The sequence below is a fragment of the Chryseobacterium sp. HMWF035 genome (assembly GCF_003094695.1).
Lineage (GTDB): Bacteria > Bacteroidota > Bacteroidia > Flavobacteriales > Weeksellaceae > Chryseobacterium > Chryseobacterium gambrini.
On sequence record NZ_QEHP01000077.1, the window covers coordinates 12561 to 37516 of the forward strand.

26 protein-coding genes are annotated in these 24956 nt (G+C 37.0%); 11 read left to right on the forward strand and 15 right to left on the reverse strand.

What is annotated here, in order from left to right; genetic code table 11:
- The 3 genes from DD829_RS11980 to DD829_RS11990 are packed head-to-tail and all read left to right on the forward strand — an operon-like array spanning position 1 to position 2297.
- Entirely contained in the window at positions 1–1086 is a 1086-nt protein-coding gene (locus tag DD829_RS11980) for a mannose-1-phosphate guanylyltransferase (protein ID WP_076394097.1), read from the forward strand.
- Between the two features lie 31 nt (positions 1087–1117).
- On the forward strand, positions 1118–1795 hold the full coding sequence (locus DD829_RS11985) for a hypothetical protein (RefSeq protein ID WP_108408796.1): 678 nt from the start codon (positions 1118–1120) through the stop codon (positions 1793–1795).
- Positions 1752–2297 (forward strand): GNAT family N-acetyltransferase, encoded by a 546-nt coding sequence (locus DD829_RS11990; protein ID WP_108408797.1) that lies wholly within the window; start codon positions 1752–1754, stop codon positions 2295–2297. The genes DD829_RS11985 and DD829_RS11990 overlap by 44 nt, the downstream gene beginning before the upstream one ends.
- Positions 2298–2428: 131 nt before the next feature.
- Here DD829_RS11990 and bcp read toward each other — a convergent pair whose 3' ends face one another.
- The gene (gene bcp / locus DD829_RS11995; RefSeq protein WP_108408798.1) at positions 2429–2875 is read right to left on the reverse strand and encodes a thioredoxin-dependent thiol peroxidase; all 447 of its coding nucleotides are present in this window, start codon (positions 2873–2875) and stop codon (positions 2429–2431) included.
- A 33-nt stretch (positions 2876–2908) separates the two neighbouring features.
- Here bcp and DD829_RS12000 point away from each other — a divergent pair, with 33 nt between their 5' ends.
- Positions 2909–3529 carry an endonuclease III domain-containing protein gene (locus DD829_RS12000; RefSeq protein WP_108408799.1) on the forward strand — a complete coding sequence of 207 codons (621 nt, stop codon included), beginning with the start codon at positions 2909–2911 and terminating at the stop codon, positions 3527–3529.
- A 95-nt stretch (positions 3530–3624) separates the two neighbouring features.
- Here DD829_RS12000 and DD829_RS12005 read toward each other — a convergent pair whose 3' ends face one another.
- The 4 genes from DD829_RS12005 to DD829_RS12020 form a co-directional block, all read right to left on the reverse strand.
- Positions 3625–4065: a DinB family protein gene (locus DD829_RS12005; protein ID WP_108408800.1), complete on the reverse strand. Its 441-nt coding sequence runs from the start codon at positions 4063–4065 to the stop codon at positions 3625–3627.
- Positions 4065–4670 carry a hypothetical protein gene (locus DD829_RS12010; protein WP_108408801.1) on the reverse strand — a complete coding sequence of 202 codons (606 nt, stop codon included), beginning with the start codon at positions 4668–4670 and terminating at the stop codon, positions 4065–4067. The genes DD829_RS12005 and DD829_RS12010 overlap by 1 nt, the downstream gene beginning before the upstream one ends.
- A 62-nt stretch (positions 4671–4732) precedes the next feature.
- Positions 4733–5122 carry a DUF1398 domain-containing protein gene (locus DD829_RS12015; RefSeq protein ID WP_108408802.1) on the reverse strand — a complete coding sequence of 130 codons (390 nt, stop codon included), beginning with the start codon at positions 5120–5122 and terminating at the stop codon, positions 4733–4735.
- A 321-nt stretch (positions 5123–5443) separates the two neighbouring features.
- On the reverse strand, positions 5444–7240 hold the full coding sequence (locus tag DD829_RS12020; RefSeq protein ID WP_108408803.1) for a DUF885 domain-containing protein: 1797 nt from the start codon (positions 7238–7240) through the stop codon (positions 5444–5446).
- Between the two features lie 393 nt (positions 7241–7633).
- Here DD829_RS12020 and DD829_RS12025 point away from each other — a divergent pair, with 393 nt between their 5' ends.
- The 5 genes from DD829_RS12025 (at position 7634) to DD829_RS12045 (ending at position 12701) form a co-directional block, all read left to right on the forward strand.
- A complete protein-coding gene (locus DD829_RS12025; protein WP_108409916.1) occupies positions 7634–9784 on the forward strand; it encodes a hypothetical protein in 2151 nt (716 codons plus the stop codon).
- A 209-nt stretch (positions 9785–9993) separates the two neighbouring features.
- Positions 9994–10455: a hypothetical protein gene (locus DD829_RS12030; protein ID WP_076394087.1), complete on the forward strand. Its 462-nt coding sequence runs from the start codon at positions 9994–9996 to the stop codon at positions 10453–10455.
- 174 nt (positions 10456–10629) lie between these two features.
- Positions 10630–11334, forward strand: a complete 705-nt coding sequence (locus tag DD829_RS12035; protein ID WP_087711968.1) for a MotA/TolQ/ExbB proton channel family protein — start codon at positions 10630–10632, stop codon at positions 11332–11334.
- A gap of 57 nt (positions 11335–11391) precedes the next feature.
- Positions 11392–11790, forward strand: coding sequence for an ExbD/TolR family protein (locus tag DD829_RS12040; protein WP_108410376.1), 399 nt, complete (start codon positions 11392–11394; stop codon positions 11788–11790).
- Positions 11791–11816: 26 nt separating this feature from the next.
- Positions 11817–12701, forward strand: a complete 885-nt coding sequence (locus tag DD829_RS12045) for a ferric siderophore ABC transporter substrate-binding protein (RefSeq protein WP_108410375.1) — start codon at positions 11817–11819, stop codon at positions 12699–12701.
- 16 nt (positions 12702–12717) lie between these two features.
- On the opposite strand, the gene DD829_RS12050 is transcribed toward DD829_RS12045, so the two are convergent.
- The 10 genes from DD829_RS12050 to DD829_RS12095 all read right to left on the reverse strand — a co-directional run bounded on the left by DD829_RS12050 (position 12718) and on the right by DD829_RS12095 (position 20789).
- Positions 12718–13110, reverse strand: a complete 393-nt coding sequence (locus tag DD829_RS12050) for a hypothetical protein (RefSeq protein WP_076394079.1) — start codon at positions 13108–13110, stop codon at positions 12718–12720.
- Positions 13097–13396 carry a hypothetical protein gene (locus DD829_RS12055; RefSeq protein WP_108410374.1) on the reverse strand — a complete coding sequence of 100 codons (300 nt, stop codon included), beginning with the start codon at positions 13394–13396 and terminating at the stop codon, positions 13097–13099. The genes DD829_RS12050 and DD829_RS12055 overlap by 14 nt, the downstream gene beginning before the upstream one ends.
- Before the next feature lie 2 nt (positions 13397–13398).
- A complete protein-coding gene (locus tag DD829_RS12060) occupies positions 13399–14802 on the reverse strand; it encodes a nucleoside recognition domain-containing protein (RefSeq protein WP_076394075.1) in 1404 nt (467 codons plus the stop codon).
- A 145-nt stretch (positions 14803–14947) separates the two neighbouring features.
- Positions 14948–15460, reverse strand: coding sequence for a DUF6973 domain-containing protein (locus tag DD829_RS12065; RefSeq protein ID WP_087711959.1), 513 nt, complete (start codon positions 15458–15460; stop codon positions 14948–14950).
- A 53-nt stretch (positions 15461–15513) separates the two neighbouring features.
- Entirely contained in the window at positions 15514–16368 is an 855-nt protein-coding gene (accD, locus tag DD829_RS12070; protein WP_108410373.1) for an acetyl-CoA carboxylase, carboxyltransferase subunit beta, read from the reverse strand.
- A gap of 94 nt (positions 16369–16462) precedes the next feature.
- A complete protein-coding gene (fbaA, locus tag DD829_RS12075; protein ID WP_108410372.1) occupies positions 16463–17533 on the reverse strand; it encodes a class II fructose-bisphosphate aldolase in 1071 nt (356 codons plus the stop codon).
- Between the two features lie 71 nt (positions 17534–17604).
- On the reverse strand, positions 17605–18471 hold the full coding sequence (locus DD829_RS12080; protein ID WP_076394067.1) for an NAD kinase: 867 nt from the start codon (positions 18469–18471) through the stop codon (positions 17605–17607).
- Between the two features lie 6 nt (positions 18472–18477).
- The gene (locus DD829_RS12085) at positions 18478–19053 is read right to left on the reverse strand and encodes a CBS domain-containing protein (RefSeq protein WP_228408181.1); all 576 of its coding nucleotides are present in this window, start codon (positions 19051–19053) and stop codon (positions 18478–18480) included.
- Between the two features lie 260 nt (positions 19054–19313).
- Positions 19314–19844 (reverse strand): RNA methyltransferase, encoded by a 531-nt coding sequence (locus tag DD829_RS12090; protein ID WP_108411240.1) that lies wholly within the window; start codon positions 19842–19844, stop codon positions 19314–19316.
- Between the two features lie 63 nt (positions 19845–19907).
- Positions 19908–20789, reverse strand: coding sequence for a bestrophin family protein (locus DD829_RS12095; RefSeq protein WP_108411239.1), 882 nt, complete (start codon positions 20787–20789; stop codon positions 19908–19910).
- A gap of 409 nt (positions 20790–21198) precedes the next feature.
- Here DD829_RS12095 and DD829_RS12100 point away from each other — a divergent pair, with 409 nt between their 5' ends.
- Positions 21199–22065: a cupin-like domain-containing protein gene (locus DD829_RS12100; protein ID WP_087711948.1), complete on the forward strand. Its 867-nt coding sequence runs from the start codon at positions 21199–21201 to the stop codon at positions 22063–22065.
- A 99-nt stretch (positions 22066–22164) separates the two neighbouring features.
- Positions 22165–24756, forward strand: coding sequence for a DNA mismatch repair protein MutS (mutS, locus tag DD829_RS12105; protein WP_108411238.1), 2592 nt, complete (start codon positions 22165–22167; stop codon positions 24754–24756).
- Positions 24757–24956 lie beyond the last annotated feature (200 nt).

Sequence of the window (24956 nt, forward strand, 5' to 3'; positions counted from 1 at the left end):
ATGTCAAAATCAAACAGATATTGCGTCATTATGGCAGGTGGAATCGGAAGCAGATTCTGGCCTATGAGTACGCAGAAATTTCCGAAACAGTTTCAGGATATTTTAGGAGTGGGACGCACCATGATTCAGCAGACCTATGACAGGATCAGCAGAATTATTCCTAATGAAAATATATTTGTGATTACGAATAAAGAATATGTAGAGCTTTCGCATCAGCAGTTGCCGGAAGTTCCGCAGGAAAATATTGTAGGCGAACCTTTGCTTAAAAATACGGCTCCGTGTAATCTTTACATGGCGAATAAAATCGCTGAAACAGATCCCGATGCAACCATGATCGTGCTTCCTGCAGATCATTTAATTTTAAAAGAAGAAACTTTTCTGAAAAAAGTAGAACTGGCTTTTGAAATTGCTGCAAAGAACGAATATCTGGTAACGTTGGGAATTACACCTACAAGACCCGACACAGGATACGGTTATATTCAGTTTGTGGATAAGCACGATTCAGATTATTATAAAGTAAAGACCTTTACGGAAAAGCCGATTCTTGAAATTGCTAAAAGCTTTCTGGAAAGCGGTGATTTCCTTTGGAATGCAGGCATTTTTATCTGGAACGTAAAAAGCATCCATCATGCTTTTGAAATGTATCTTCCGGAAATGACGCAGCATTTTATGGCTTGCGAATACAATGCAGACAGTGAAAAAAGCTGTATTGAACTGATTTATCCTAAAGTCCAGAAAATTTCTATTGATAACGGGATTTTAGAAAAAGCACAGAACGTTTATGTAATTCCGGCAGATTTGGGCTGGAGCGATCTGGGAACATGGACTTCCGTTTATGAAAATGCAGACAAGGATGAGAATCTGAATGCCGTAAAATCTAAACAGCCGATTCTTACCTACAATGCAAAAGGAAATGTAATCCGTATGAAAAATAACAATAAAGCAGTGGTTATCGACGGATTGGAAAATTACATCATTGTAGATACCGATAAGGCTCTTTTAATCTGCCCGAGAGATCACGATCAGCTGATAAAAGACTATGTTTTAGACCTTAAAAACCTGAAGAAAGGAGATAAATTCATGTAAAATAATTTTCTTTTTTCCTCGTTCTATAACTATGATAACATTGATAAGAAAATTCTGGGTATTCGGTTTTTTGTTTTTGGGAATATTTTCTTACGCACAGGAAAAGAAGCATTTTTCTAATGTTTCCAGTATTTTACAGAACATTATTCCGAATGTTAAAGCCTCTTCCTGGCTGCTGATTCACAGCAGTTATGGGAAAGAACGTATTTTGAAACAATCCGGAGCGGCGATAGATTATGTTTCACAGACATCAGGATTCAATATCGGAATTGCGGAAGAAAATGAATTTTATTTCATCGTCTATGTATCCGGAGGAAAAACAGAATATGTTACCACTCTTGAAGGGCTTAAAAACTTTGTGGGAAAACCTGATGACATTCAGGATGCTGCCATTTCTGCAGCTACAGACGGTTATATTATCGATGAAGAATTCAGAGATATTGCGGCGAATTATTACGAAGATAAATCCAATTATTATCTGAATTTAGGAAAGTTGACTTCTACAGAATGTCCTTATCAGAAAAAATATTTTACTTTAACCATCAGTAAATCAACAGGAATAATTACGGAAGCGAAAGATAATGGTTCGTATATTGAGCTTTATAATAAAAAATGCACCAATAACCCAAGATTGCTGAAGATCGAGAAAAAAGAAGAACCGAAAGATGAGCCTAAAAAGAAACCCGCAAGATCCACAAAACGAAAATAATTCTTACGAAACAGAACGTCTGATTCTTCGTCCGATGTCTCTGGAAGATACAGCATTTATTCTGGATCTTTACAACCGTCCGAAATTCATTCAGTTTATCGGAGATCGTAATTTGAAGACACTTTCTGACGCAGAAGATTATATCAGAAACCGTTTTCTTCCTCAGATGGAAAGATTGGGCTATGGAAATTATTTAATGCTTACAAAGGATGGGAATCATAAAATCGGAGGAGTTGGAATTTTCGAAAGGGAAGGATTGGATGTTGTGGATATCGGCTTTTCGCTTTTAGATGAGTTTGAAGGAAAAGGGTACGCTTATGAAGCCGCTTTAAAGATAAAATCAGTCGGAATGCAGGATTTCGGATTGAAAAAGATTTCTGCCATTACAACAAAAGACAACTTTTTTTCTCAGAAATTAATTGAAAAACTGGGGTTGAAATTCCAAAAATATGTCACCATTCCCAACGATCCGGAGGAACTGATGTATTACGAAACAGATTAGGATAGTTTTTACTTTAGACAACTTCTTTATTTAACCGCAAAAGCCACAAAAAAGATTCAACAGCTTCTAAAGATCTCTGATTTTTATTCTTTTGAGCCTTTTGCGGTTAAATTAGAAATATTATTTAAAAGCTATTTCAAAATCTGTGCAGCGTGATCTTTTGTTTTTACCTTATCGATAACTTCTGTACAGATTCCGTTTTCATCAAAAACAAAAGTGGTTCTTACAATTCCCATGAATTCTTTTCCCATAAACTTTTTCAGTTGCCAGACGCTAAATTTTTCAATAATATCACGCGTTTCATCGGCAATGATATCAAAAGGAAATTCAAATTTTTCACTGAATTTTTTCTGATTTTTTACAGGATCTGCACTTACCCCCAACAATTCAAATCCCTGTTTCTTCAGGTCAGCGTAATTGTCTCTCAGATTGCATGCTTCAGCAGTACAGCCGGGCGTATTGGCTTTCGGATAGAAAAAGACAACAAGCTTTTTACCGATCAGATTTTCAGAATGTACCGTTTCGCCATCCTGATTGGTTCCTTCAAATTGAGGTAATTTATCTCCGACTTTCAACATAATGATTTATTTTTGTTCAAATTTAATGCTTCCATGACAAAAAAGCAAAGAGCCGAACTCGTACAGACCGAATTAGAAAAATTATATCCCGAAGTTCCCATTCCGCTGGATCATACCGATCCTTATACGTTAATGGTTGCTGTTGCGCTTTCTGCACAGACAACCGATAAGAAGGTGAATCAGGTAACGCCCGAACTTTTCAGCGTAGCCGGAACTCCACAGAGAATGGCAAAACTGGAGGAATATCAGATTAAAGAATTAATCAAAGAAATAGGACTAGCCAATACCAAAGCCAAAAACCTCAAAAGAATGGCAGAACTTCTTCTGGAAAGACATAATGGAGTAGTGCCGCAAACCTATGAAGAACTCGAAGCGCTTCCCGGAGTTGGACATAAAACCGCATCCGTGGTGATGAGTCAGGGCTTTGGATTTCCTGCTTTTCCGGTAGATACCCACATTCACCGATTAATGATACAATGGAAGCTCACTTCCGGAAAAAACGTAGTAGAAACCGAAAAAGACGCCAAAAAACTCTGGAAAGAAGAAGTGTGGAATAAACTCCATCTTCAGATTATTTTCTACGGAAGAGAATATTCTCCCGCGCGAGGAAACGGAGCCAAAGATTTCATCACCAAAATGCTGTTCGAGAAATAAAAGTCTTTTCCGAAGCCTGAATTCCCCTCCTTTGGAGGGGTGGCGAAAATTCGGAAGAATTTTTGACGGGGTGGTTAAATAGATGAAGAAGCAAATCAATCCAACAATCTTTGGTGATAATTGATCTGTCCCAGATGATAATTTAAATGCCCGAAAAGATGGATCAGGAAATATTCTGTCGTCATTCCATAACCCAAAGGTTCAAGCGGATATGGTTTCTGGAGGTCTTCATCAGATAGCCTTTCAAGCGTAATCGTCACCGTTTCGATCGTCTTTTCAATCTGTTGAATCAATTCCATTCTCGGAATATCTTTTAATGAGAATTCAAGCTCCCTGTTTCTTACATATCCGGAATTTCCCAAAACAGCTCCCACAAAATGACTGAGATTTCCCACAATATGCAACGTTAAATTTCCTGCCGAATTTGAAATGTTTGTCTCTGTTTTCCAGAGATTTGTTTCATTCTTATAAGATTTAATCTCCTGTTTCAGTTTATTTAAATCCCTTAGGAATAGCGATTTTAGACTTTCTGTCATTATTTTTCGTATTTAATTTTTGTTCTAAAATATCCTTTGAAATTTTTAGTAACCAGAGAATCCAGTTTCGTCTCATAGTCGATAAACCCATAAATACTGTCGCTTTTTTGAAAGATGTACTTATTGAGAACCAATTTCTGATAAACCGGATAAGAATTGATAAATTTAATCTCACCTTTTAAGGCTTTAGGGTCAATATCTTGAATTAAAAACTGATCATTAAAAACCTTTACCAAAACTCCGTTTCCAAAATATCCGTTGTAATTGTTAAGCCAAATATTGATGGTGTCTCCTTTGTATTCAGTTTTGCATTTATAATCGCTGAACTGAAAAAATCTGTATTGCTTTCTTCGAGGATATAAAAAGCTTTCATAATAACCATCTTCTTGTACAATATGAGCGGTTCTTGTTAGACTTTCAACTTTTTCACTGTTAAATAATTTAAGCTCAGGATATTTTGATAGAATTTTGAATGTATCATTTTTACTTAAATTTTCATCAACAGTAATTTTTTTAGGTTGCGAGATTTCCCTGTTTTCCTTTTTGCAGCTTAAAAAACAAAATCCAAAAATGAAAGTGATAAAAAAGAGAAGTGCTTTTATCATGTTCTGTTTTAAAACATAAAGCTAAACAAAAAAGCCACAAAAATTAATTTGTGACTTCAGTTTTAATGAGGAATTTCTTCTGTCAGAATTTCGTTTCCGGCTTTATCGTAGTAAATGCAGGTAAATTGATCCAGATCTACAATCCATTTTTCAATTCCCGTTTCAGCACAGTCTTCGCAAAATTTCATATAATCCGTTTCTCCTCTCTGATGATTTTTAAGCTGCTGAATAAACTTTTCCTGGTCAGAATGATCAGCGATTGCTAAATCTTTATATTGAGACTCTGATATTGTCTTAAAATGATTTTCTCCAAAATATTCGGTATGGCTGTCTTTTACCCATGTTTCAAAAGATTTCACGCCTAATTCCTTAATTTCTTTGATGTAATTTGGAAAATCTGCTCCAGTTTTTACTTTGCCGTGAGCAGATTCAATTTGTTCTACTGTAAACATCTTTTTTCGTTGTATTTTTTTTTATTCGATTTTAATTACAAAGGCGCAAATTTTAAGTTTTTTAAACTCATTTTAAATTTAACTTCAAAAGAGACAAAAGACATTATTGGATTTATTTAAAGTATTTCAAAAGCCTTCAAAGAGAAAAAATCTTTGATTTTTTTAACTTATGTGCTCTTTCTTTCCATTTAAGGATTAAGCTTAAACAGCTAAAGTGTTACAATCTTTTGCATTTTTTGTGGTGAAAAAGTTTAGACAAATTTTACATTTAAAAAATAAAAATCAATGAAAAACTTTGCGTTTTTTGGATACCTGCAAAAATTATTTCTGTTTTTTTGCCCAAAGTTCCATTTTCCTGTTCAGAACATCCAAAGGAAGGCAACCCTGGCTCAAAACTTCATCATGGAATTTGGCTAAATTAAATTTACTTCCCAGTTCTTTCTGATATTTTTCTCTCAGCTCACGAATTCTCAGCGAACCGATTTTGTAGCCTAAAGCCTGTCCCGGCATTGCCATATATCGCTCCACTTCGGCTGTTGCTCCGGCTTCGTCATAAGAAATATTGCTTAGAAAATATTTGATTGCCTGTTCTCTGGTCATTTTTCCCGTGTGAAGACCCGTGTCTACTACCAGTCTTACTGCTCTTAGCATTTGGTCGCTCAGGTAGCCCATCTTCTGATAAGGATCTGTGTACAGCCCGAATTCAGGCCCTAAAGTTTCGCAGTAATGCGCCCATCCTTCACCATAAGCTCCGAACCATCCAAATCTCATAAATTTTGGCAGTTTGGTATTTTCCTGCTGCAAAGAAACCTGATAATGATGTCCCGGAATCGCCTCATGTAAGAACAAAGATTCCATTCCTGATGTCACATTAAATTTTGAAGGATCGGGAAGCGGAACATAGAAAATCCCGGGTCTTTTTCCGTCAGGAGTTCCCTGTATATATTCTGCGCTTGCACTTGCTTCCCTGAATTTTTCTGTCTGTCTGATCTCAAATCCCGTTTTCGGCGTTACGGAGAACATGGTTTTCAGCTTTGGAGTGATCTTCGTTAAAATTCCGTTGAATGCAGCCAAAACTTCATTTGAAGTCTTGTAAGGCATTGCTTTCGGATCTGTTTTTACATAATTGATGAATTCTTCCAGTGTACCCGTAAAACCAACCTGCTGTTTTACTTTTTCCATTTCAGCGCGGAGCATGGCAACCTGCTGAAGTCCAATCTTATTAATTTCTTCAGGTGTTTTATCCGTTGTGGTCCAGCTTTTTGCATAATATTGATAAATTTCCTTTCCGTTAGGTAAGCTGTTGTAGCCGTCTGTTAATCTTGCTTTTGGTAAATATTCTTTTTCTAAAAAGTCACCCATTTTAGTATAAGCGGGAATAATTTTCTGCACGATGGCATCCTTGTAAAGCTTAGAGAATTTTTCTTTCTGCTCGTCTGTGAAATTTTTCGGAAACTTTCTGATCGGTCCGTAAAAAATGTTTTTATCCGGATCGGCAGACGTAATTTCTTCGGCTCTCATCTGTGGAATCATCTTTACTACCAGTTTTTTAGGCAAAACCATTTTATTGTTAATTCCTTCACGGAAATTATCGGTCGCTGCATTCATCCATTCCGGAAATTTTTCCATTCTTTTCAGCCAGTCGGTATAATCTTTCTCTGTTTTAAAAGGCTGGCTTCCTTCTCCGCTTCCATACAAAGGAAAATTAAGCGGCAGGCCGCCAAATTGTGTAAAAGGAATATATTCCGGATGGTAATTATAGTTTTCAATTTTATCTTTTAACGTAAAATTCAGTACATCATAAACTACCTTATCTTCGTCTGAAAGATTTTTATAATCCACGTTTTCCAGTTGCTTTTCTACAGAACGGTAAAAAGCGACTTCTCCGGAGATGAAATCTTTATCGATGTTAATAGGAAGCTGATCGTTATAACGCAAATCTCCCTGCGAAGTCGCATCCAGAGGATATAATTTCAAATACTGTTCATAATAATTGGAAGCAATAGAATCCAGATTGGATGGTGTTACTTTTGTTAAAGGCGAATCGGATTTTTTGCATGAACCTAAACTGATGATCAGACCTAATCCTAAAATACTTTTTGATATGATGTTTTTCATTCCGGAATCTTTAGAGAACAAAAATAAATATAATATCAACGTAAATTTTCAATCAACTAAAATTAAGATTATAAACAAGAAAATTATTTGTTTTTAATTTATTTTAATGAAAATATTTACCTCAAATCACATCTTACGCATAAAATAATATTGATAATTGTGTTTTTTTAATTTAAAGTTAGATGATTTGGTAAAAATGTGTTATTGATTGCTTAATTACTTTAAAAATTTATATATAATTAGTATATGTGTAAAAAAAAATAATTATTCGTATGATATGTTTTGTGTTATTAGTTTTTTTCTATATTAGCGATTAATTAAATAATAAGTAAAAGTGTTGTGAATTATTTTAATTATTGTTTAATTTAATGTGAAAATATAATTTTAATTGATATGACTAAAAAACTACTTAACCTGGCAATTGCTTTCTCAAGCATTTCGGCTTTTTATGCCCAAGTTGGAATAAATTCAACTTCGCCAAACACAACCTTTGACATTGTTTCTAAAACCAATGGTGTAAGACCGGAGGGTATCTTAATTCCAAGATTAACAGGAGATCAGATTAAAAATATGGAGCCTCTTCTGGGGAGTTCTCAAAATTCTATGATGATTTACGCAACGAGTGCAGCAACCAGTCTTACGGCAAGTACCGTAGATCTTACAGCTCCGGGATTTTATTATTATAATTTCGGATTGGCAAAATGGGTTGCTATTAATAATTTCGGGACGGCTGCAAAAACTCCGATTTCAGGACTTATCGACGGAACAGAGAATAATTCGATAGACAGTAAGAATTTCGCACAAAGTTGGGATTGGACCACAGCAAGTACACAGACTCCTCTTACTTTAAGAGCAAATGCTTTAACTACAGGAACTTTACTGGATATTACTTCTACAAGTACAGCCTTAAATTCAACAAATGGATTGGTGAGAATTATCAATAATGCAGCACCTTCTAATGCAACAGGTATTTTTGCGAGGTTTCAGCCAAGTAATGTTGCAGGAAGTGGAATGTCTCTTCTTAATAATGGAAATTCAGGATTCGGAACAACAGCTCCTTCTGCAAAAGTTCACATTTTGGAATCAGGAACAACCAATCAGCCTGGCGCAATCATAAGTCAGTCGAGTAGTGCTGCGGATACGGGAAGTTTATCCAGCACAGGATCGAAAGGGATGTATATTGATATGAGTTCTGCTACTTTGGACAGGGCATTGGTAATTAATCAAAATGGAACAGCGACAAATTCCCGGGGATTAAATGTTGTAATGGCTGCAACTAATCCGTCATTAGGAGCCTTTATTAATCATAATGGAACAGGGGAAGGTTTGAGAATACAGAATACAAATACAGCAACCACAAGTAATGGGATTTTAGTTATTCACAGTGGAAACTCTACAGGAAATGGAGTAAGAGTACAAATGGATGGTACTACTTCTACTGGAGGCGGTTTTAGTGTGCTTTCAGCAGGAACGGCTTCCGGAGTATTTACTACTACTACAGCAACATCTACGGATGCAACCGCAGATGTTTCTACAAGAAGAGCAGGAGTTTGGGGGAATAGAGTTTTAGGAAGTGCTGCTGCAAGCAATTCAGGAAGTGGCTATTCAGGACCAAGTTCTGCCGCAACCACTTTAGCACATACTACTCTTTACGGGTCAATGGGGAATGCGGAACCTACAGCTTCTACAGATGCCTACATTTTTGGTGTTTTGGGAGAAGTTCTTTCTGTTTCAAGTGCAGCAGCAGTTGACAGATCCGGTGGAGTATTGGGGAATTCACAGGTTGCAGGGACTTTTGGAATTTTAGGATACAGAACATCTGCTTCTGCGAATGCAGGAGTGTATGGAAATGCCGCAATGTCTACAGGAACAGGTAGATCTGCGTTGGGTTCTGAGGCAGCAGGATTTGGGGTAATGGGAGTAGGAGATCTTATGGGAGCTGCTTTTAGGGGTAATGTTTACGGGATTAACGCAAGTGGAAGCCGTTACGGGATGTATGTGGACGGTGCCACGTATACGAATAATGTAATTGCTAATGTAAGTACTGTAGACGGAAGCACAGAAAGAGTTACAACGTATGTTCCTACATCAACCACTGCAGACATTTATACACGAGGAACCGCAACTCTTGATGCGAGCGGAAGGGTAAGTGTTTCTTTTGACAGAAAATTCTCTGATCTGGTTGCGGAAAATTCTGTAGTGGTAACCATTACTCCGATCGGGAAAAGCTCTCAGATCTATCTTGAGCAGGAGCCTACAAAAACAGGATTCAGTGCCAAAACGGATGATAGCAATGCTGTAAAATTCTCATACATTGCTGTAGGAACGAGAAAAGGTCTTGAAAATGTTGCAGTTCCGAAAGAAATTCTTTCAAAGGATTATGACGAAAATATGACTGCCGTACTTCATAATGAAGCAGATACTTCCTCAAAAGGAAAACCGGTTCACTGGAATGGTTCTGAACTGAAATTTGAAAAATCTGCAAATGCACCAAGCAATGCAAGATTAAATACGGCTCAGCTTAAAGCCGAAAAAATTGAATAACTTATTTTAATAATTAAAATTTTTTAAAAGTGTCGTTATCATATAGCGGCACTTTTTTATAAGTTTAAAATTTTAGAGGCTTGTTATATTAATTTAAAAGAGATTTTTTAAAAATACTTTTCAAAAAATTTTTCACGTTCAATCTATTTTTTATCTTTGTTGAAAACGTTTAACAATCATATTATTACCGCTCTTTTTTTTAAGAAATAATGAAAGGGATTTTAAAAATTTACCATCCGGACGAAACGCTAAAGTACAATATCAGAAATACTTATTGCAAGGCGGTTTACAGCAACCAACAACATTTTCTGGAAGTTGAAATTATTACGGATGACAGTCTGGATCATGTAGAGGATGATTCATTACAGTACAACTTTCCGCAGCTTTCTCTTGAAGTGTTCGATTTCCCTATCGATTCCGCGGAAATAGAAGGAAAAACCATTACGATTAATGATTCTGATGAAGATACATATACCGAAGTAGATCTTTTCGATGACGAGGAAGCCTTTATTTATGATAATGAGCTTCAGTTTGAGAAAAATGAAGAAGGAGAACTTCAGGTAATCTGGAAAGGAACGATTGATGATTTCTACACAGGATCAGACACGCCGATTCCTTTCAGGCTAAAATGTGAATTCAAGCAGGAAGAAATTGAGGTAGACGAAGATTAATCATCTTTATTTGTCCCCATTTTTATATCAGATTTCTTTTCAAATCATTTTTGGAAAGAAATTTGCTGTTTATGAAAATAACAAACTTTAAGTTGTTTTTAAGCAATTTTTAAGAGTTCAATTCATAATATTCCATTACTTTTGTCGTTACAACTTTTATAAAAATACACTTTAATGCTGTTAACGGAACTTACTCAGATTTTATTTGCCCAGGTTGCTGCACCTTCAGTAGCGGCAGACGATTTAGAATTCTCATTTTGGAAAATCATGTTCCACGGAGGAGCTTTCGCTAAAATAGTGATGGTAACCGTGTTGTTGCTCGGTGTATTTTCCGTATATCTTTTCTTTGAGCGCTTTTTCTTTATTAAAAGATTAACCTCAAAAACAGATGCCAATTTTATGGATAATATCGAAGATTTTATCAGAGATGGTAAAATAGAGTCTGCGGCAGATTACTGTAAAAGACAAAATTCTCCGGAAGGCAGAATTTTAGAAAAAGGAATTTCAAGACTGGGGCGCCCTGTTTCGGATATCGTAAGTGCGATGGAATCTCAGGCTCAGGTTGAGGTTGCCAACATGGAAAAAAATCTGAATCTTTTGGCGGTGGTTCCAAGTATAGCTCCGATGTTGGGGTTATTGGGAACGGTAATCGGAATGATTATCGCATTCTTCAATTTGTCTCATGCAACGGGTTCTTTCTCTCCGAAAACTTTGTCTGAAGGTATTTATACTGCATTGGGACAAACAGCAGTAGGTCTTGCTGTAGCAATTCCGGCAAACTTTTTTTACAATTTATTATTAACAAGAATTGATAAATTTGTTTTGAAGGCGCAAAACATGTCCGGAGAATTTTTAGACCTTATCAATAAACCGTTATAATTTTTTCTTATGAAACCGAAAGGTTCCATCTGACAAACATAAAATCAGAATCAACAGATGAAAATTCAGAGAAGAAATAAAGCAAACCCGGAATTCAGTTTGGCAGCGATGACAGATGTTATCTTGCTGATGCTGATCTTCTTTATGGTAACTTCTTCGGCAGCCAACCAAAGTGCGATCGATGTAAAATTGCCGAAAGCAGATACCGCAGCAGACAATATTCCGAATCCTTTAGTGGTGAGCGTAAAACCGGATGGGTCTTATTTTGCAGACGATAATCCTGTGAACAAGGGAGAATTGGAACAGACCATTGTCAATAAATTAACAGGTCAGGCGAATAAATCTTTCACCATAAGAGCAGACGAAAATACCCTCCATAAAGACGTGGTTTTTGTAATGGAAATTGCCGAGAAACATAAATTCAATATTGCCATTGCAACCGTTAAAGATAAATAACTCTTCGAAGTAAGGAGCATTTTAAAATGAGAAGCCATATAATCAGTAAAGATGAGCAAAACAGAGACAGGATAAAAAGCGCAGTGCTTTCTATTCTCATTTGGTCTGCCATTCTTTTATTTGTTTTTCTGTATAAACTGAAACCGGAACTCGATGAACAGCCAGAAGTTATTACAACCATGTTGGTAAATTTTGGAGATAACAGAAACGGAAACGGGGTAGAAGAACCGGCGGATCAGCCGGGAAGCCTTGCTGCTGCGACAGAAGAAGTCGCTTCTGAACCTGCAGAAACCGCTGTTCCTGAAACCAAGACGGTTATCCAGCCGGATCCGCAGCCTGAAACCAAAAAAACAGAAGCGAAAGATAAGGTCATAACCGGAAACAATGCTAAAACTTCGGTTCCAAAAAAAGAAGAATCCAAAGCAGAAACTAAAAAGACTTCCACAGGTACCTCTGCAACCAAAAACACTAAAAAATCAGGAGCTACAACCGCAAATTCCAAGACTGGAAATGGTGACGGAAAAGGAAACGCAGCCATTGGAAATCTGATCAGAGGACGCGGAACGAAAGCAGGAAGCCAAGGCGATGGAAACGGAATCGGAAATGCAGGAGATCCTTTAGGGGGTGATGGAAATGGTGACAGTAAAGTCGGAATCGACAGAAAACTGGTAGGATTTATTCCCGGAACGATGGGAAGAGGTGGATCACAGCCCGCGAATAGCTGTACAGCGAGCGGAACGATTACCATTGCTTACACTGTAGATAAAGCAGGAAACGTTGTTTCGGCGAGAAGATCGGGGGGAACTTCTGATCCCTGCATCAGTTCGAATGCGATATCGTGGGTTAAGAAATATGTAAAAGCAGAAAAAGCGAGTGTTTCTTCCACAGGATCATATAAAATTACGTTCTAAAAAATACAAAAGCACTTTACTCAAGTGCTTTTTTTATTTCTGAAATTCTGTTAATAACCGGAAGCGCAAATATTCCGCTGGTTTGGAGATACAGTTCATAGAATGTTTTTGCTTTATCTAAAAAATCTTTATTATCAGATTGTTTTCCGTTAAAATAGAAAAGATTTCCTAACATTTCATAGTAATCTTTATGGTCTCTTTCCTGTCTTTCATTAACAATTTCTATGATTTCCTCTTTCGGTTTTGATGAAAGCGTTGTAAAATCAAACTTGAAAATGTCTTTCATTAAAGATTCAAAATCAAGCTCTTTCTGCATTAAACTTTCTTCAGGTTTATCCAAAATAAGCTTTTCTAATGCCTGAGTTAACTGGCGTATTAATCGTAGGGTAAATTCTTTATCTGTGATCATTTTTTTCTTTATTTAAAAATTTATCAATTTCCGGGGTTGAGTCTGTTTTAGATATAAAATCGATCGATCCTTCTTTACTTCGGTAAATCTTAGTAGCTAATTTTATACCGATACCAGTGGCTAAAAGAAGAAGTACAATCGCAATAACAAGGGTGAAATTATTAGGATTGGAAAAGTATATTATTGCCGAAATAGCTACTCCAATTAAAAACGGAGACAAAAATATTTGTAATCCACCAACTAACTCAGCAGATTTTTCAAAAATATTTCGAGTATCATTTTTCATACTTATGCGAAAAACAGATAAGCTAATATAATAGAAGTAATAATCCCCACCAAATCCGCCAAAAGCATGGCGATTACCGTGTATCTTGTATTCTTTACGGCTACGGCTCCAAAATAAACAGCAATGACATAAAACGTCGTGTCTGAGCTTCCCTGAAGAACCGCTGCCAATTTTCCCTGGAAACTGTCTGCGCCGAAAGTTGTCATGGTATCAACCATCATTCCTCTTGCTCCAGAACCCGACAAAGGTTTGATTAAAGCGGTCGGAAGTCCATCTACAAATCTCGAATCTAAATTTGCAGAATAAGCAACCCATTTCATCCCATCGATAATTACGTCAAATACTCCGGAAGTTCTCAATAGCGAAATAGCGATCAGCATTCCGACCAAATAAGGAATAATCTTTACACAGGTTGTAAAACCTTCTTTTGCTCCTTCAATAAAAGCATCAAAAACATTGATTTTTTTATAAACAGCACCAAGAACAATGGCTAAAAATATGAAAAGTATTAAACCGTTGCTTAGCACTTTGCTGAAATCATCCAGTTCATCCTTGCTTAATTGAGTGAGGTACAAGACCAACAACGCGATTATGGCAGAGATTCCACCAACGTAAGCAAGAACTACAGGTTTTAAAAGGTTGATTTTCTGATATAAAGAAACTACGATCATGGCTGCCAAAGTTGCCGCAAATGTAGCGATCATGCACGGAAGAAAAATATCCGTCGGCGTTTTTGAACCCATCGAGGCGCGGATCGCAATGATGGAAACCGGAATTAGGGTCATTCCTCCTGCATGAAGACAGAGAAACATGATCTGAGAGTTGCTTGCCGTGTCTTTATTCGGATTTAAAGTCTGCAAACTTTCCATCGCTTTTAGACCAAAAGGAGTGGCGGCATTATCCAGACCGAGAAGATTGGCACTGAAATTCATCAGCATATGTCCGAAAGCGGGGTGGTTTTTAGGAATATCGGGAAATAATTTTGAGAAAAAAGGCTGAATTAATCGGCTTAAAAGGTTGATTCCGCCTGCTTTTTCCGCAATACTCATGAACCCCATGAATAAAGTCATGATTCCGATAAGTCCGAGACAGATTTTCACTGCCGTTTCAGAAGTTCCGATTACCCCATCCGATTCCTGAACACGGTACACTTTTACATCCTGTTGTAAAGAATCTGTTTTATAATGAATCCTGCTGTCCGCAAAATCAGTCTTTTTCATGAGGCTGTCGCGCACAAGAGGAGAGAGTGCATTCATTTTCTGAGTGGCAATCTGTACGGTATCACCGCCTTTTCCTACAACCATATCATTGAAAATAGTTTTGTAGTTGCCTGATGAAACGTATTTTATACCTGCAATGGCAATGGCAATGATAATGAATGCCGACCAAATTCTGCTGAGAACCATTCGATAGAATTAAATATAGGTTAAACTTATCAAAAAAACTCCAGATTACAAAGAGGGAAGTGTCAATGATGAATTTCCTTCGGATGAATAGTGAATTTTAATTGTATTAAATTCACTCGCGAAGTGAAATTCACTTTTCACATTTTCATTTTTCATCCAGATAAACCAGAAATCCTTCAAAATCATCGTCCAGATTTTTCAGAACTTTAGCATCTTTCATTTTCTTTTCTAAGCCTTCAATGAAAAAACTTTTCTCGAAAAACTGGCGGTGAACTCCAGGAAGCAGTTCTTTAAAGTAATTCATCCCGAATTTGTTGTTGTGAAGATCCATTTTGGTTTCCAGAGGCTTGTTAGGAAAAAGTTCTTCGTGCATATCGGTGATTCTTTTACAGAATTTCAGCGCTTTCTGAGGTGAGGAGACTTTGGAGCAGTACATCGCAATAAAACAGCACCAAAGAGCGTGTCTGAATGCATTTCCCACACCGTTGGTGGAAGCTGTTTTAGGAAATTTTTTCTGGGCAATGGTGTATGCCTGAACGGTGGCATGAAAACTGAGCAATGAGAAAACAGGATGAGGAAGAACAAGTGTTAAAAGACGGATGATCTTTTTAAAACTCATACTTCGGATAGTGCTGAAAAATATCTTGAAAGTTCTCATAAATAAAAATCTCTCCCTAATTAGAGAGAGATTGTGTTATTTTGTTACAATTATTATGCTTTTACAGCTAATAAATTTACTGTTTTGGCAACAGTATCTCGGATTTCTGTTCTTTTAACGATAAAATCTACAAAACCTTTTTCCTGAAGGAATTCTGAAGTCTGGAAACCTTCCGGTAAATCTCTTCCGATGGTTTCACGGATAACTCTTGGTCCTGCGAAACCGATTAAAGCTCCCGGTTCAGCCATGATGATATCTGCTGTCATGGCGAAAGAAGCTGTAATTCCGCCAAAAGTAGGATCACAAAGATAAGCGATGTATAAAAGTCCTGCTTCTGAAAGCTGAGCCAGTTTAGCCTGTACTTTAGCCAACTGCATCAAAGAATACGTTGCTTCCTGCATTCTCGCTCCACCGGATTGGCAGATAATCATATAAGGAAGTTTTTTCTCGATACAGTAATCGATCGCTCTTCTGATTTTTTCTCCCATTACGGAACCTAGAGATCCACCGATGAAAGCAAAATCCATACAGGAAACCACCATTTCAGTTCCTTTTACAGTTCCTACCGCGTTTCTGATGGAATCGGTAAGTTTGGTTTTAGCTTTTACTTCTTTCAGACGGTCTGTGTAAGATTTAGTATCTTTAAAGTTCAGAATGTCAATACTTTCAACATTGGCATCCAGTTCCGTGAATTTGCCTTCATCGAAAAGGATCTCAAAAAACTCTGCACTTCCTATTCTTACATGGAAACCGTCTTCCGGAGAAACATAGTTATTTCTCTTCAATTCGTCATGCTCCACCACTTTTCCTGATGGAGTCTGATGCCAAAGACCTTTGGGAACGTCTTTTTTCTCATCAGTAGATGTCGTAATATTTTGTGCTTTTCTTTTAAACCACTCGAATGCCATATTGTTTATATAATTGATGAAAAATAAACGATAAATGATGAAAAAACTGTTTAATAGAAATCAATTATCAATCATCATTTATCATTAATGATTTTTATTTTAGCGTATTTACGTTATTTAAATCTTCAAATGCCTGAACTAATCTTTTAGAGAAAGTTTCCTCACCTTTTCTTACCCAAACTCTTGGATCATAGAATTTTTTGTTCGGTTTTTCTTCTCCTTCAGGGTTTCCGATCTGAGTTCTTAAATAATCGATATTGTTTACCATATAATCTCTGATCCCTTCTGTGTAAGCAAACTGAAGGTCAGTATCAATATTCATTTTAATTACTCCGTAATCAATTGCTTCTCTGATCTCTTCCAGAGTAGATCCGGAACCTCCGTGGAATACGAAATTAATCGGCTTCTCAGCGGTTCCGAATTTCTCCTGAACGTATTTCTGAGAATTATCAAGGATTTTTGGCGTAAGAACCACGTTTCCTGGCTTATACACTCCGTGTACATTTCCGAAAGCTGCTGCAATCGTAAAGTTATCAGAAACAGCTTTTAACTTTTCATAAGTGTAAGCGATATCTTCAGGCTGCGTATATAATTTAGAATTGTCTACATCCGAATTGTCTACACCGTCTTCTTCACCACCTGTAACTCCGATTTCCACTTCTAAAGTCATCTGAAGTTTAGCCATTCTTTCGAAGTACTTCGCTGAAATTTCTAAATTTTCTTCCAGAGATTCTTCAGAAAGATCCAGCATATGAGAAGAATACAGAGATTTTCCTGTCTGCTTGTAGAATTCTTCGTTAGCATCCATCAATCCGTCGATCCAAGGCAATAATTTTTTTGCAGCATGGTCTGTGTGAAGGATTACCGTTGCTCCGTAAGCTTCTGCAAGGGTATGGATATGTTTTGCTCCGGCTACAGCTCCTAAAATAGCGGCTTTCTGTCCGTCGTTGCTTAACCCTTTTCCTGCGTTGTAAGCAGCTCCTCCGTTAGAGAACTGAATGATAACAGGTGAGTTTAGTTTTGCTGCAGTTTCCAAAACCGCGTTTACGTTGCTGGAACCAATTACGTTTACTGCTGGTAATGCAAATTTGTTTTCTTTAGCATGCTGAAAAATATCAGTAACTAATTGACCTGTGGCAACTCCTGCCGGGAAAATTCTGCTCATGTTTTGCTTTTTAATATAAATTATTAGGGTGTTTTTAAATTCCTGTAAAGGTAATAATTTTTAAAATATTCTTAATTTCTTTTATCTCTTCCCCAAAGTAGCTTCTGGCGGATGGTTTCGTAGAAACTTAAGTTATTTGGCTGAACGAGTAATATCTGAAAATCCGCTTTTTTAATCACAATTTCCTGATCTGTTTCGATATGAATCAACCGCGAATCCAGAGAAAGAGAATATTGTGAAACGCGGCTTTCAACTCCGAATTTAATTTCAACCCTGTCATTTACCACCAAAGGTCTCACATTGAGATTATGGGGTGCGATAGGAGTGATGACGAAGTTTTCGTTGTTCGGAGAAATGATGGGACCTCCACAACTTAAAGAATACGCTGTAGAACCGGTAGGAGTGGAAACGATAACACCGTCTCCCCAGAAAACGTTCAGAAATTCATTATTAATATAAGAATCTACCGTAATCATGGAAGTGGTTTCCTTTCTGGAAACCGTAACATCATTTAAAGCATACGGGAAAAAATCCTCCAGAACAGGCGAAACAACCTGAATTACAGAACGGCGGCTTGTTTTTACATCGCCTTTCAGAATAGAATCCAGCTCTTTAAATGCTTCTTCTTTGGTAAAGCTTGCCAGAAATCCTAATCTTCCGGTATTTACCCCAACGATCGGGATTTCAAGATCTTCGATGAAGGTGAGAGAATTCACAATCGTTCCGTCTCCGCCAAAAGTGAAGAAAAGATCCACTTCTTTCTCCAGAAGGTCTTTTTTATTATTAAATGTCTCAAAAATCTTTGAAAACTGAAGCGCTTCAGCCATCTCATCGTACAAAACAGATTTTACACCTCTGCTTTCCAGCTCGGAAATAAATTTGCTTAAATATAAAAAAGTATCAAGATCTTTTTTCTGAGAATAAATGGCTGCCTTCATTAGTTTTTATATTTCTATGAATTTCTGGAAAAACCCGAATCTGTCCTGCAATAAGTCTGATTTTTCATCAGAATAGTACTTCTGTACGATGCGGTAATCATATCGGTCGAATGTTTCATCAATAGAACTCAGATTTTCATTGCTGATCTTTATCGTCACCTGAATCACTTCATCTGACATGAAACTGATAAACGCGCCGTAAAATTTGGAATTATTGCTTTCCACAATATTGGCGATCTCCGTCATCGAATATTTTCTTGCCGGCGTTTCAACCGTAAGAATGGCTCCCGATTCGGAAAACAGCGGATATTTTGAAAAATCCTGAAAAATATCCTCACAACTGATGTATCCCAAATATTTTTCGGATTTATTAATAACAGGAATCACGTTGGAATTGAAGGTATAGAATATTCTGATGCTGTCCATAATATTGTTATCCTCCAGAATGGCAAAACGCTCGATCTGATGTTCGAGGTTTTTCAGCGTCCCTTCCTCTTCATACAGGAAATCCTGTGCAATTGCACCATAAAAATGATGGGATTTTTTGATGAAAATATGAGAATATCCAAATGCCTCTAACATTTCCCTCGCTGATTCTATCGAGTCAGAAAGGCTGAAACACGGGAAGTCTTTTGAGATATAATCCTTGATAAACATTGTGCTAATTTATAAAAAATTAAACGAAACTTTTTCCGAAAATGATACTTTTTTTCAGGAAAATAAAAAAAAATAATTTTAAAATTTGTTGGTGTAAAAAAAAAGGGTATCTTTGTCGCCTTTCATTTTTACTTTTTATTAGATTTATTTCAAACTGCACTGTCTCTTAGACATATGCAGTTTTTTTATTTTAAAGCCTTTGCAAATTCCCACATCACAATTCCTCCGCAAACGCTAACATTTAAAGAATGCTTGGTTCCCAACTGAGGAATTTCAAGGAAAGAATCAATATTCGGCAACGCTTCATCGCTTATTCCTTCCACTTCATTTCCTAAAATCACCGCGTATTTTTTTGTTTTATCGATGGTGAAATCCGTGATCATCTGGCTGTTGGTCGTCTGCTCGATTCCCACGACTTCAAATCCCTGAGATTTTAAATCATTAATGGCGGTATTAATATCATTTTCATGACTCCAGTCTACGCTTTCCGTAGCTCCCAAAGCAGCTTTATGGATTTCGCGGTGTGGCGGCTGCGGCGTGATTCCGCAAAGGATAATCTTCTGAACCAAAAACGCATCTGCCGTCCTGAACGTTGCACCCACATTGTGCATGCTTCTGATGTTGTCTAAAACTACTACCAAAGGAATTTTCTCAACCGATTTAAAGGTTTCCACATCAATTCTGTTGAGTTCTTCCAGTTTTAATTTCTGTACCAATTTTATTTTTTTTGTCAAAATTAGGTATAAATATTTACGATTTTCAGATAAAAACGGATTTTGTTATTTTTTAGTACCCATGATCTGATGAACGTTTTTCTCAATATTTTGGGCAATGGTTTCCATCGGAATATCGTTTTCGTCATTATTAAAAGGATCTTCAATTTCTTCGGCAATCAGCTCAAGACTCATCAGAACATAATAAATGAATACCGTAAGCGGAATAATATAATTTCCGATATTGATAACGTAAGCAATCGGCAGCGCAAAAACATACAGAATGATAAACTTTTTAATGAACGATGAATAAGAATACGGAATCGGCGTATTTTTAATTCTCTCGCAACCGCCGCAAACATCCAGAAAACCGGAAAGTTGGGTGTCGAGGTACAACATTTCAATATCTGAGATTTTTCCTTCTTTCTTTAACTGATTTAATTTGTGGCTCATCAGAATGATAATTTCACTCGGACCATGATTTTTCAACTCTTTCTCGATTTCAGAATAATCTTCATCCAAAGCCAGTCGGGTAGATTCTTTAGATAAATGTTTTGCTAAAAAGTGAGGAAAGAACTTTAAGTATCTTGAAATTTGCTCGGCATTTTGTCTGTCGTCTCCCAAAATAGTATTGACTTTTATGGCAAAATTACGAGTGTCATTCACCAGTTTTCCCCACAGTTTTCTGCCTTCCCACCATCGGTCATAAGCTGTGTTTGTTCTGAAAACCAACAACAAAGAAAGCACAAAGCCTAATAGAGAATGAATTAAACCCACATTGCTGATTCCCGATTTCGAATTAAGCCGGAAATGCTTAATTTCAAGATATTCTACACCCCACGAATACAATCCGACGAGGATCATGCTTGGAAATAATATTTTTAAAGTATCGCTTTTATGTAAGCTGAAAAGGATTTTCAGGAAATGTTTGGTGTTGTAAACTCTCATAGATTTCGTTCGTCTTACAAATATAATTTTTTCATTTTATCCTGACTTTATTCATATCTTAAATCTAACAAATTATGATTTTAAGGGTGCTGGTTTAGTGCAGGAGATTATTTTTAACGCAAGGTTCACAAATTTCTATGCTTGCAGATATTTTCCGTTCGCAATGGCGTTTCACTCAGCTAATGCTTATTGCTGTCATTTGCTGAACAAAGTGCCTTCGCGATCAAATAAATATGCATGAAAAAATTGAAAAAAAATCTTTACGAGCATTGCGTTAAAGAAATTCTGCTTCATTTTAAATCCCATAAAATTCAAGTTTAAAAACCCAGTCGATATTAATTTATCTTCAAAATTTCACCAAATTTCAGAAAAACACTATTTTTATTTCACATTAAAAAATACACACCAAATGATTCTCGAAAGTGTAGATGTTGTTAACGACATCAGTAAAGAAGACTTCCAGAAAAATTATTTCAAAAAGCACAAGCCGCTTCTGATTAAAAATTTTGCAAGCCGATGGGATGCCTTCGACAAATGGAATTTCGATTTTATCCGTGAAAAAGCTGGAGAACAGGAAGTTCCGTTGTATGATAATAAGCCTGCCGACGCGAATAAAAGCAGCGATGCTCCGGTTACCAGAATGAAAATGAAGGATTATATTGATACGATAAAAAGTAAACCTTCCGATCTCAGGATTTTCTTTTATATCATTACAGACCGGCTTCCAGAACTGCTGAAAAACTTTACGTATCCGGATTTGGGAATGAAATTTTTCAAACGTCTTCCGACCTTGTTCTTCGGGGGAAGTGAAGCGCATGTTCTGATGCATTATGATGTGGACTTGGGAGATTTTCTGCACATTCATTTTGAAGGAAAGAAAAGAATTCTGTTATTCGATCAGAAACAATCCGCTTTTTTATACAAAGTTCCGTTATCGGTTCATACCATTTATGATGTAGACTATGAAAATCCTGACTATGAAAAATTTCCTGCCCTGAAACACGCCAAAGGTTTTGAAATTTTCATGGAGCATGGCGATGCGCTTTTTATTCCCGGCGCGTTCTGGCATTTTAACCGATATTTAGAACCCGGATTTTCAATGTCGCTTCGTGCATTGCCTAATAAACCGAATGTTTTCGCGAATATGCTGTATCATGTTTTTATCATGCGATATACCGATAAAATTATGCGAAAGATTTTCAAAGCAAAGTGGGTGAATTACAAACAGAAGTGGGCGTATAAGAAAAGTTCGGAAGCTTTGGCTAAACATTCTTAATGATAAAAGAAATTTCTTTTTTTAAGTTGTAAGTTTCAGACTTTCCTTCTACTATTTTATTTCATACTTTTACCGACCTAATTCTTAAGAACGATTGTAATGGCAAAGGCAGCGAAGAAAGAAACCCCGTTAATGACGCAGTACAATACCATCAAGGCGAAATATCCGGATGCACTTTTGCTATTCAGAGTAGGGGATTTTTATGAAACTTTCGGGCAGGATGCCGTAAGAACGTCACAGATTTTAGGAATTGTTTTAACGAAAAGAGCCAACGGTGAAGGTCATATCGAACTGGCAGGATTTCCGCACCATTCGGTAGATTCTTACCTGCCAAAACTGGTGAGAGCGGGAATGAGAGTTGCGATCTGCGACCAGTTGGAAGACCCGAAAATGGTGAAAGGAATCGTAAAAAGGGGAGTCACGGAACTGGTAACACCGGGAGTTACGTTTAATGATCAGGTCCTAAATTCAAAAAAGAACAATTTTCTTCTTTCCCTTCATAAAGAAAAAGAGAAATTCGGGATTGCCTTGGTGGATATTTCTACGGGAGAATTTCTGGTGAGTGAAGGAAATCTGGAAAAACTGCTTCATATCGTCAATACATTTGATCCGAGTGAGATTATTTATCAGCGAAGCGTTCAGATTCCTGAACAGCTTAAAAATAAAAATGCCTTTAAACTTGAAGACTGGGCGTATCAGTATAATTTTGCCTACGAAAAACTGACGAATCACTTTAAAACCAGTTCGTTAAAAGGTTTTGGAGTGGAAAATCAGCCATTGGCAATTACCGCAGCAGGAGCGATTTTCGCTTATTTGGTGGAAGATACCCATCATAATTTACTGTCTCACATCACCAAAATTCAGATTATTCCGCAGGAAGACTTTCTGATGATGGATAATTTTACATTGAGAAATCTTGAGATTGTGTATCCAAGCAATCCGCAGGGGAAATCATTATTAGATATTATCGATAAAACTTCGACTCCGATGGGAGGAAGATTATTGAGGAGAAGAATTATCCTGCCGTTAAAATCAGTGGATGAAATCAACAGGAGATTGTCTTTAATTGATTTTTTAAATGAAAACGATCATCTTAAATATGAAATTTCACAGCTCTTAAAGTCGATTTCCGATTTAGACAGACTGATGGGAAAACTGGCGGCGGAAAAAATTTCACCGAAAGAACTGGGATATCTTCGCCAGAGTTTAATTAATATTCATAAAATCAAAGCGTTGCTTCATCCTCATGCCGACATTTTGGCTTGGCTGGATCCTTTGTACGATCAGGATGAATTGATAAAATGCCTTCAGAACCATCTGAATGATGAGCTTCCTGTAAATTTATCTAAAGGAAACGTTATTAAAGAAGGAATTTCCGAAGAATTAGACCGTTTGAGAGGATTACAATCCAAAGGTCGCGGTTTTCTGGACGAAATGTGCCAAAGAGAAATCGAAAGAACAGGAATTTCAAGTCTGAAAATTGATTTCAACAATGTTTTCGGCTATTATATTGAGGTTCGAAACACCCATAAAGATAAAGTTCCAAATGACTGGCTGAGAAAACAGACGCTGGTAAATGCAGAACGCTACATCACAGAAGAACTGAAAGAATATGAAAATCAGATTCTTGGAGCTGAAGAGAAGATCGGAGTTTTAGAAAACGAACTGTACAGAAATGTGTGTTCCAAAACGATGGTTCATATTGATCAGATTCAGGAAAACTCTAAAATTATTGCACAGTTGGATGTTGCCGTTGGTTTGTCGGAACTGGCTGTTTCTGAGAGTTATACCAAGCCTGTTTTGAATGACGGTTTTGCCATCGATTTAAAAGAAGCAAGACACCCGATTATTGAAAATGCACTTCCTTTAGGCGAAAAATACATTCCGAATGATATTTTCTTAGATAAAGATTCTCAGCAGATCATCATGGTAACCGGACCGAACATGGCGGGTAAATCGGCAATTCTTAGACAGACGGCGATTGTTTGTCTTTTGGCGCAAATAGGGAGTTTTGTTCCGGCAAAACATGCGGAAATCGGGATTTTGGATAAAATTTTTACAAGAGTTGGCGCAACGGATAATATTTCTGCTGGAGAGTCGACTTTTATGGTGGAAATGAACGAGGCAGCGAATATTCTGAATAATATTTCCGAGAGAAGTTTAATTTTACTCGACGAAATCGGGCGCGGAACTTCTACCTATGACGGAGTTTCTATTGCTTGGGCTATTGCGGAATATCTTCATCAGCATCCGACTCAGGCAAAAACGTTGTTTGCAACGCATTATCACGAGCTGAATGAAATGACCGTAAGTTTCGAGCGTGTGAAAAATTTCCACGTTTCCATTCAGGAGAATAAAGGAAATATTATCTTTTTAAGAAAACTGGTTTCGGGAGGAAGTGAACACAGTTTCGGTATTCATGTGGCAAAACTGGCGGGAATGCCTTCCAAAGTCGTGAACAGAGCCAGTGAAATTCTGAAAACGCTGGAAGCAAGCCGTTCCCAAAGCGGAGGTTCTTCTGAAAAGATCAAGCGCGTTACGGAAGAAAATATCCAACTTTCTTTCTTTCAGTTAGACGATCCGGTTCTGGAAAGCATCAAAGAAGAATTAACTAAAATCGACATCAATACATTAACTCCCATTGAAGCTTTGATGAAGCTGAATGCAATAAAGAAAATGATTGGCGGATAGTTTTTCTGTTATTTCTGATTAAAAGAAATTGTTAAAGGAATTCGAAATCTGTAACGAACTTTTTCTCCGTTAAGTTCAGCAGGAGTCCATTTATCTTTAATTTTGGTAATGTACTGAAAAATAGTTGGTGAAATTCAGGATATATTTTAATAAATTATGCACGTTAATCCGAAGAGGACAAAAGCACTGGTGGAGATCAA

What these genes read in the sequence shown, in the direction of transcription:
- DD829_RS11980 (WP_076394097.1), top strand. Translation starts at nt 1, where the DNA reads ATGTCAAAATCAAACAGATATTGCGTCATTATGGCAGGTGGAATCGGA.
- DD829_RS11985 (WP_108408796.1), top strand. Translation starts at nt 1,118, where the DNA reads ATGATAACATTGATAAGAAAATTCTGGGTATTCGGTTTTTTGTTTTTG.
- DD829_RS11990 (WP_108408797.1), top strand. Translation starts at nt 1,752, where the DNA reads ATGAGCCTAAAAAGAAACCCGCAAGATCCACAAAACGAAAATAATTCT.
- bcp (WP_108408798.1), bottom strand. Translation starts at nt 2,875, where the DNA reads ATGTTGAAAGTCGGAGATAAATTACCTCAATTTGAAGGAACCAATCAG.
- DD829_RS12000 (WP_108408799.1), top strand. Translation starts at nt 2,909, where the DNA reads ATGACAAAAAAGCAAAGAGCCGAACTCGTACAGACCGAATTAGAAAAA.
- DD829_RS12005 (WP_108408800.1), bottom strand. Translation starts at nt 4,065, where the DNA reads ATGACAGAAAGTCTAAAATCGCTATTCCTAAGGGATTTAAATAAACTG.
- DD829_RS12010 (WP_108408801.1), bottom strand. Translation starts at nt 4,670, where the DNA reads ATGATAAAAGCACTTCTCTTTTTTATCACTTTCATTTTTGGATTTTGT.
- DD829_RS12015 (WP_108408802.1), bottom strand. Translation starts at nt 5,122, where the DNA reads ATGTTTACAGTAGAACAAATTGAATCTGCTCACGGCAAAGTAAAAACT.
- DD829_RS12020 (WP_108408803.1), bottom strand. Translation starts at nt 7,240, where the DNA reads ATGAAAAACATCATATCAAAAAGTATTTTAGGATTAGGTCTGATCATC.
- DD829_RS12025 (WP_108409916.1), top strand. Translation starts at nt 7,634, where the DNA reads ATGACTAAAAAACTACTTAACCTGGCAATTGCTTTCTCAAGCATTTCG.
- DD829_RS12030 (WP_076394087.1), top strand. Translation starts at nt 9,994, where the DNA reads ATGAAAGGGATTTTAAAAATTTACCATCCGGACGAAACGCTAAAGTAC.
- DD829_RS12035 (WP_087711968.1), top strand. Translation starts at nt 10,630, where the DNA reads ATGCTGTTAACGGAACTTACTCAGATTTTATTTGCCCAGGTTGCTGCA.
- DD829_RS12040 (WP_108410376.1), top strand. Translation starts at nt 11,392, where the DNA reads ATGAAAATTCAGAGAAGAAATAAAGCAAACCCGGAATTCAGTTTGGCA.
- DD829_RS12045 (WP_108410375.1), top strand. Translation starts at nt 11,817, where the DNA reads ATGAGAAGCCATATAATCAGTAAAGATGAGCAAAACAGAGACAGGATA.
- DD829_RS12050 (WP_076394079.1), bottom strand. Translation starts at nt 13,110, where the DNA reads ATGATCACAGATAAAGAATTTACCCTACGATTAATACGCCAGTTAACT.
- DD829_RS12055 (WP_108410374.1), bottom strand. Translation starts at nt 13,396, where the DNA reads ATGAAAAATGATACTCGAAATATTTTTGAAAAATCTGCTGAGTTAGTT.
- DD829_RS12060 (WP_076394075.1), bottom strand. Translation starts at nt 14,802, where the DNA reads ATGGTTCTCAGCAGAATTTGGTCGGCATTCATTATCATTGCCATTGCC.
- DD829_RS12065 (WP_087711959.1), bottom strand. Translation starts at nt 15,460, where the DNA reads ATGAGAACTTTCAAGATATTTTTCAGCACTATCCGAAGTATGAGTTTT.
- accD (WP_108410373.1), bottom strand. Translation starts at nt 16,368, where the DNA reads ATGGCATTCGAGTGGTTTAAAAGAAAAGCACAAAATATTACGACATCT.
- fbaA (WP_108410372.1), bottom strand. Translation starts at nt 17,533, where the DNA reads ATGAGCAGAATTTTCCCGGCAGGAGTTGCCACAGGTCAATTAGTTACT.
- DD829_RS12080 (WP_076394067.1), bottom strand. Translation starts at nt 18,471, where the DNA reads ATGAAGGCAGCCATTTATTCTCAGAAAAAAGATCTTGATACTTTTTTA.
- DD829_RS12085 (WP_228408181.1), bottom strand. Translation starts at nt 19,053, where the DNA reads ATGTTAGAGGCATTTGGATATTCTCATATTTTCATCAAAAAATCCCAT.
- DD829_RS12095 (WP_108411239.1), bottom strand. Translation starts at nt 20,789, where the DNA reads ATGAGAGTTTACAACACCAAACATTTCCTGAAAATCCTTTTCAGCTTA.
- DD829_RS12100 (WP_087711948.1), top strand. Translation starts at nt 21,199, where the DNA reads ATGATTCTCGAAAGTGTAGATGTTGTTAACGACATCAGTAAAGAAGAC.
- mutS (WP_108411238.1), top strand. Translation starts at nt 22,165, where the DNA reads ATGGCAAAGGCAGCGAAGAAAGAAACCCCGTTAATGACGCAGTACAAT.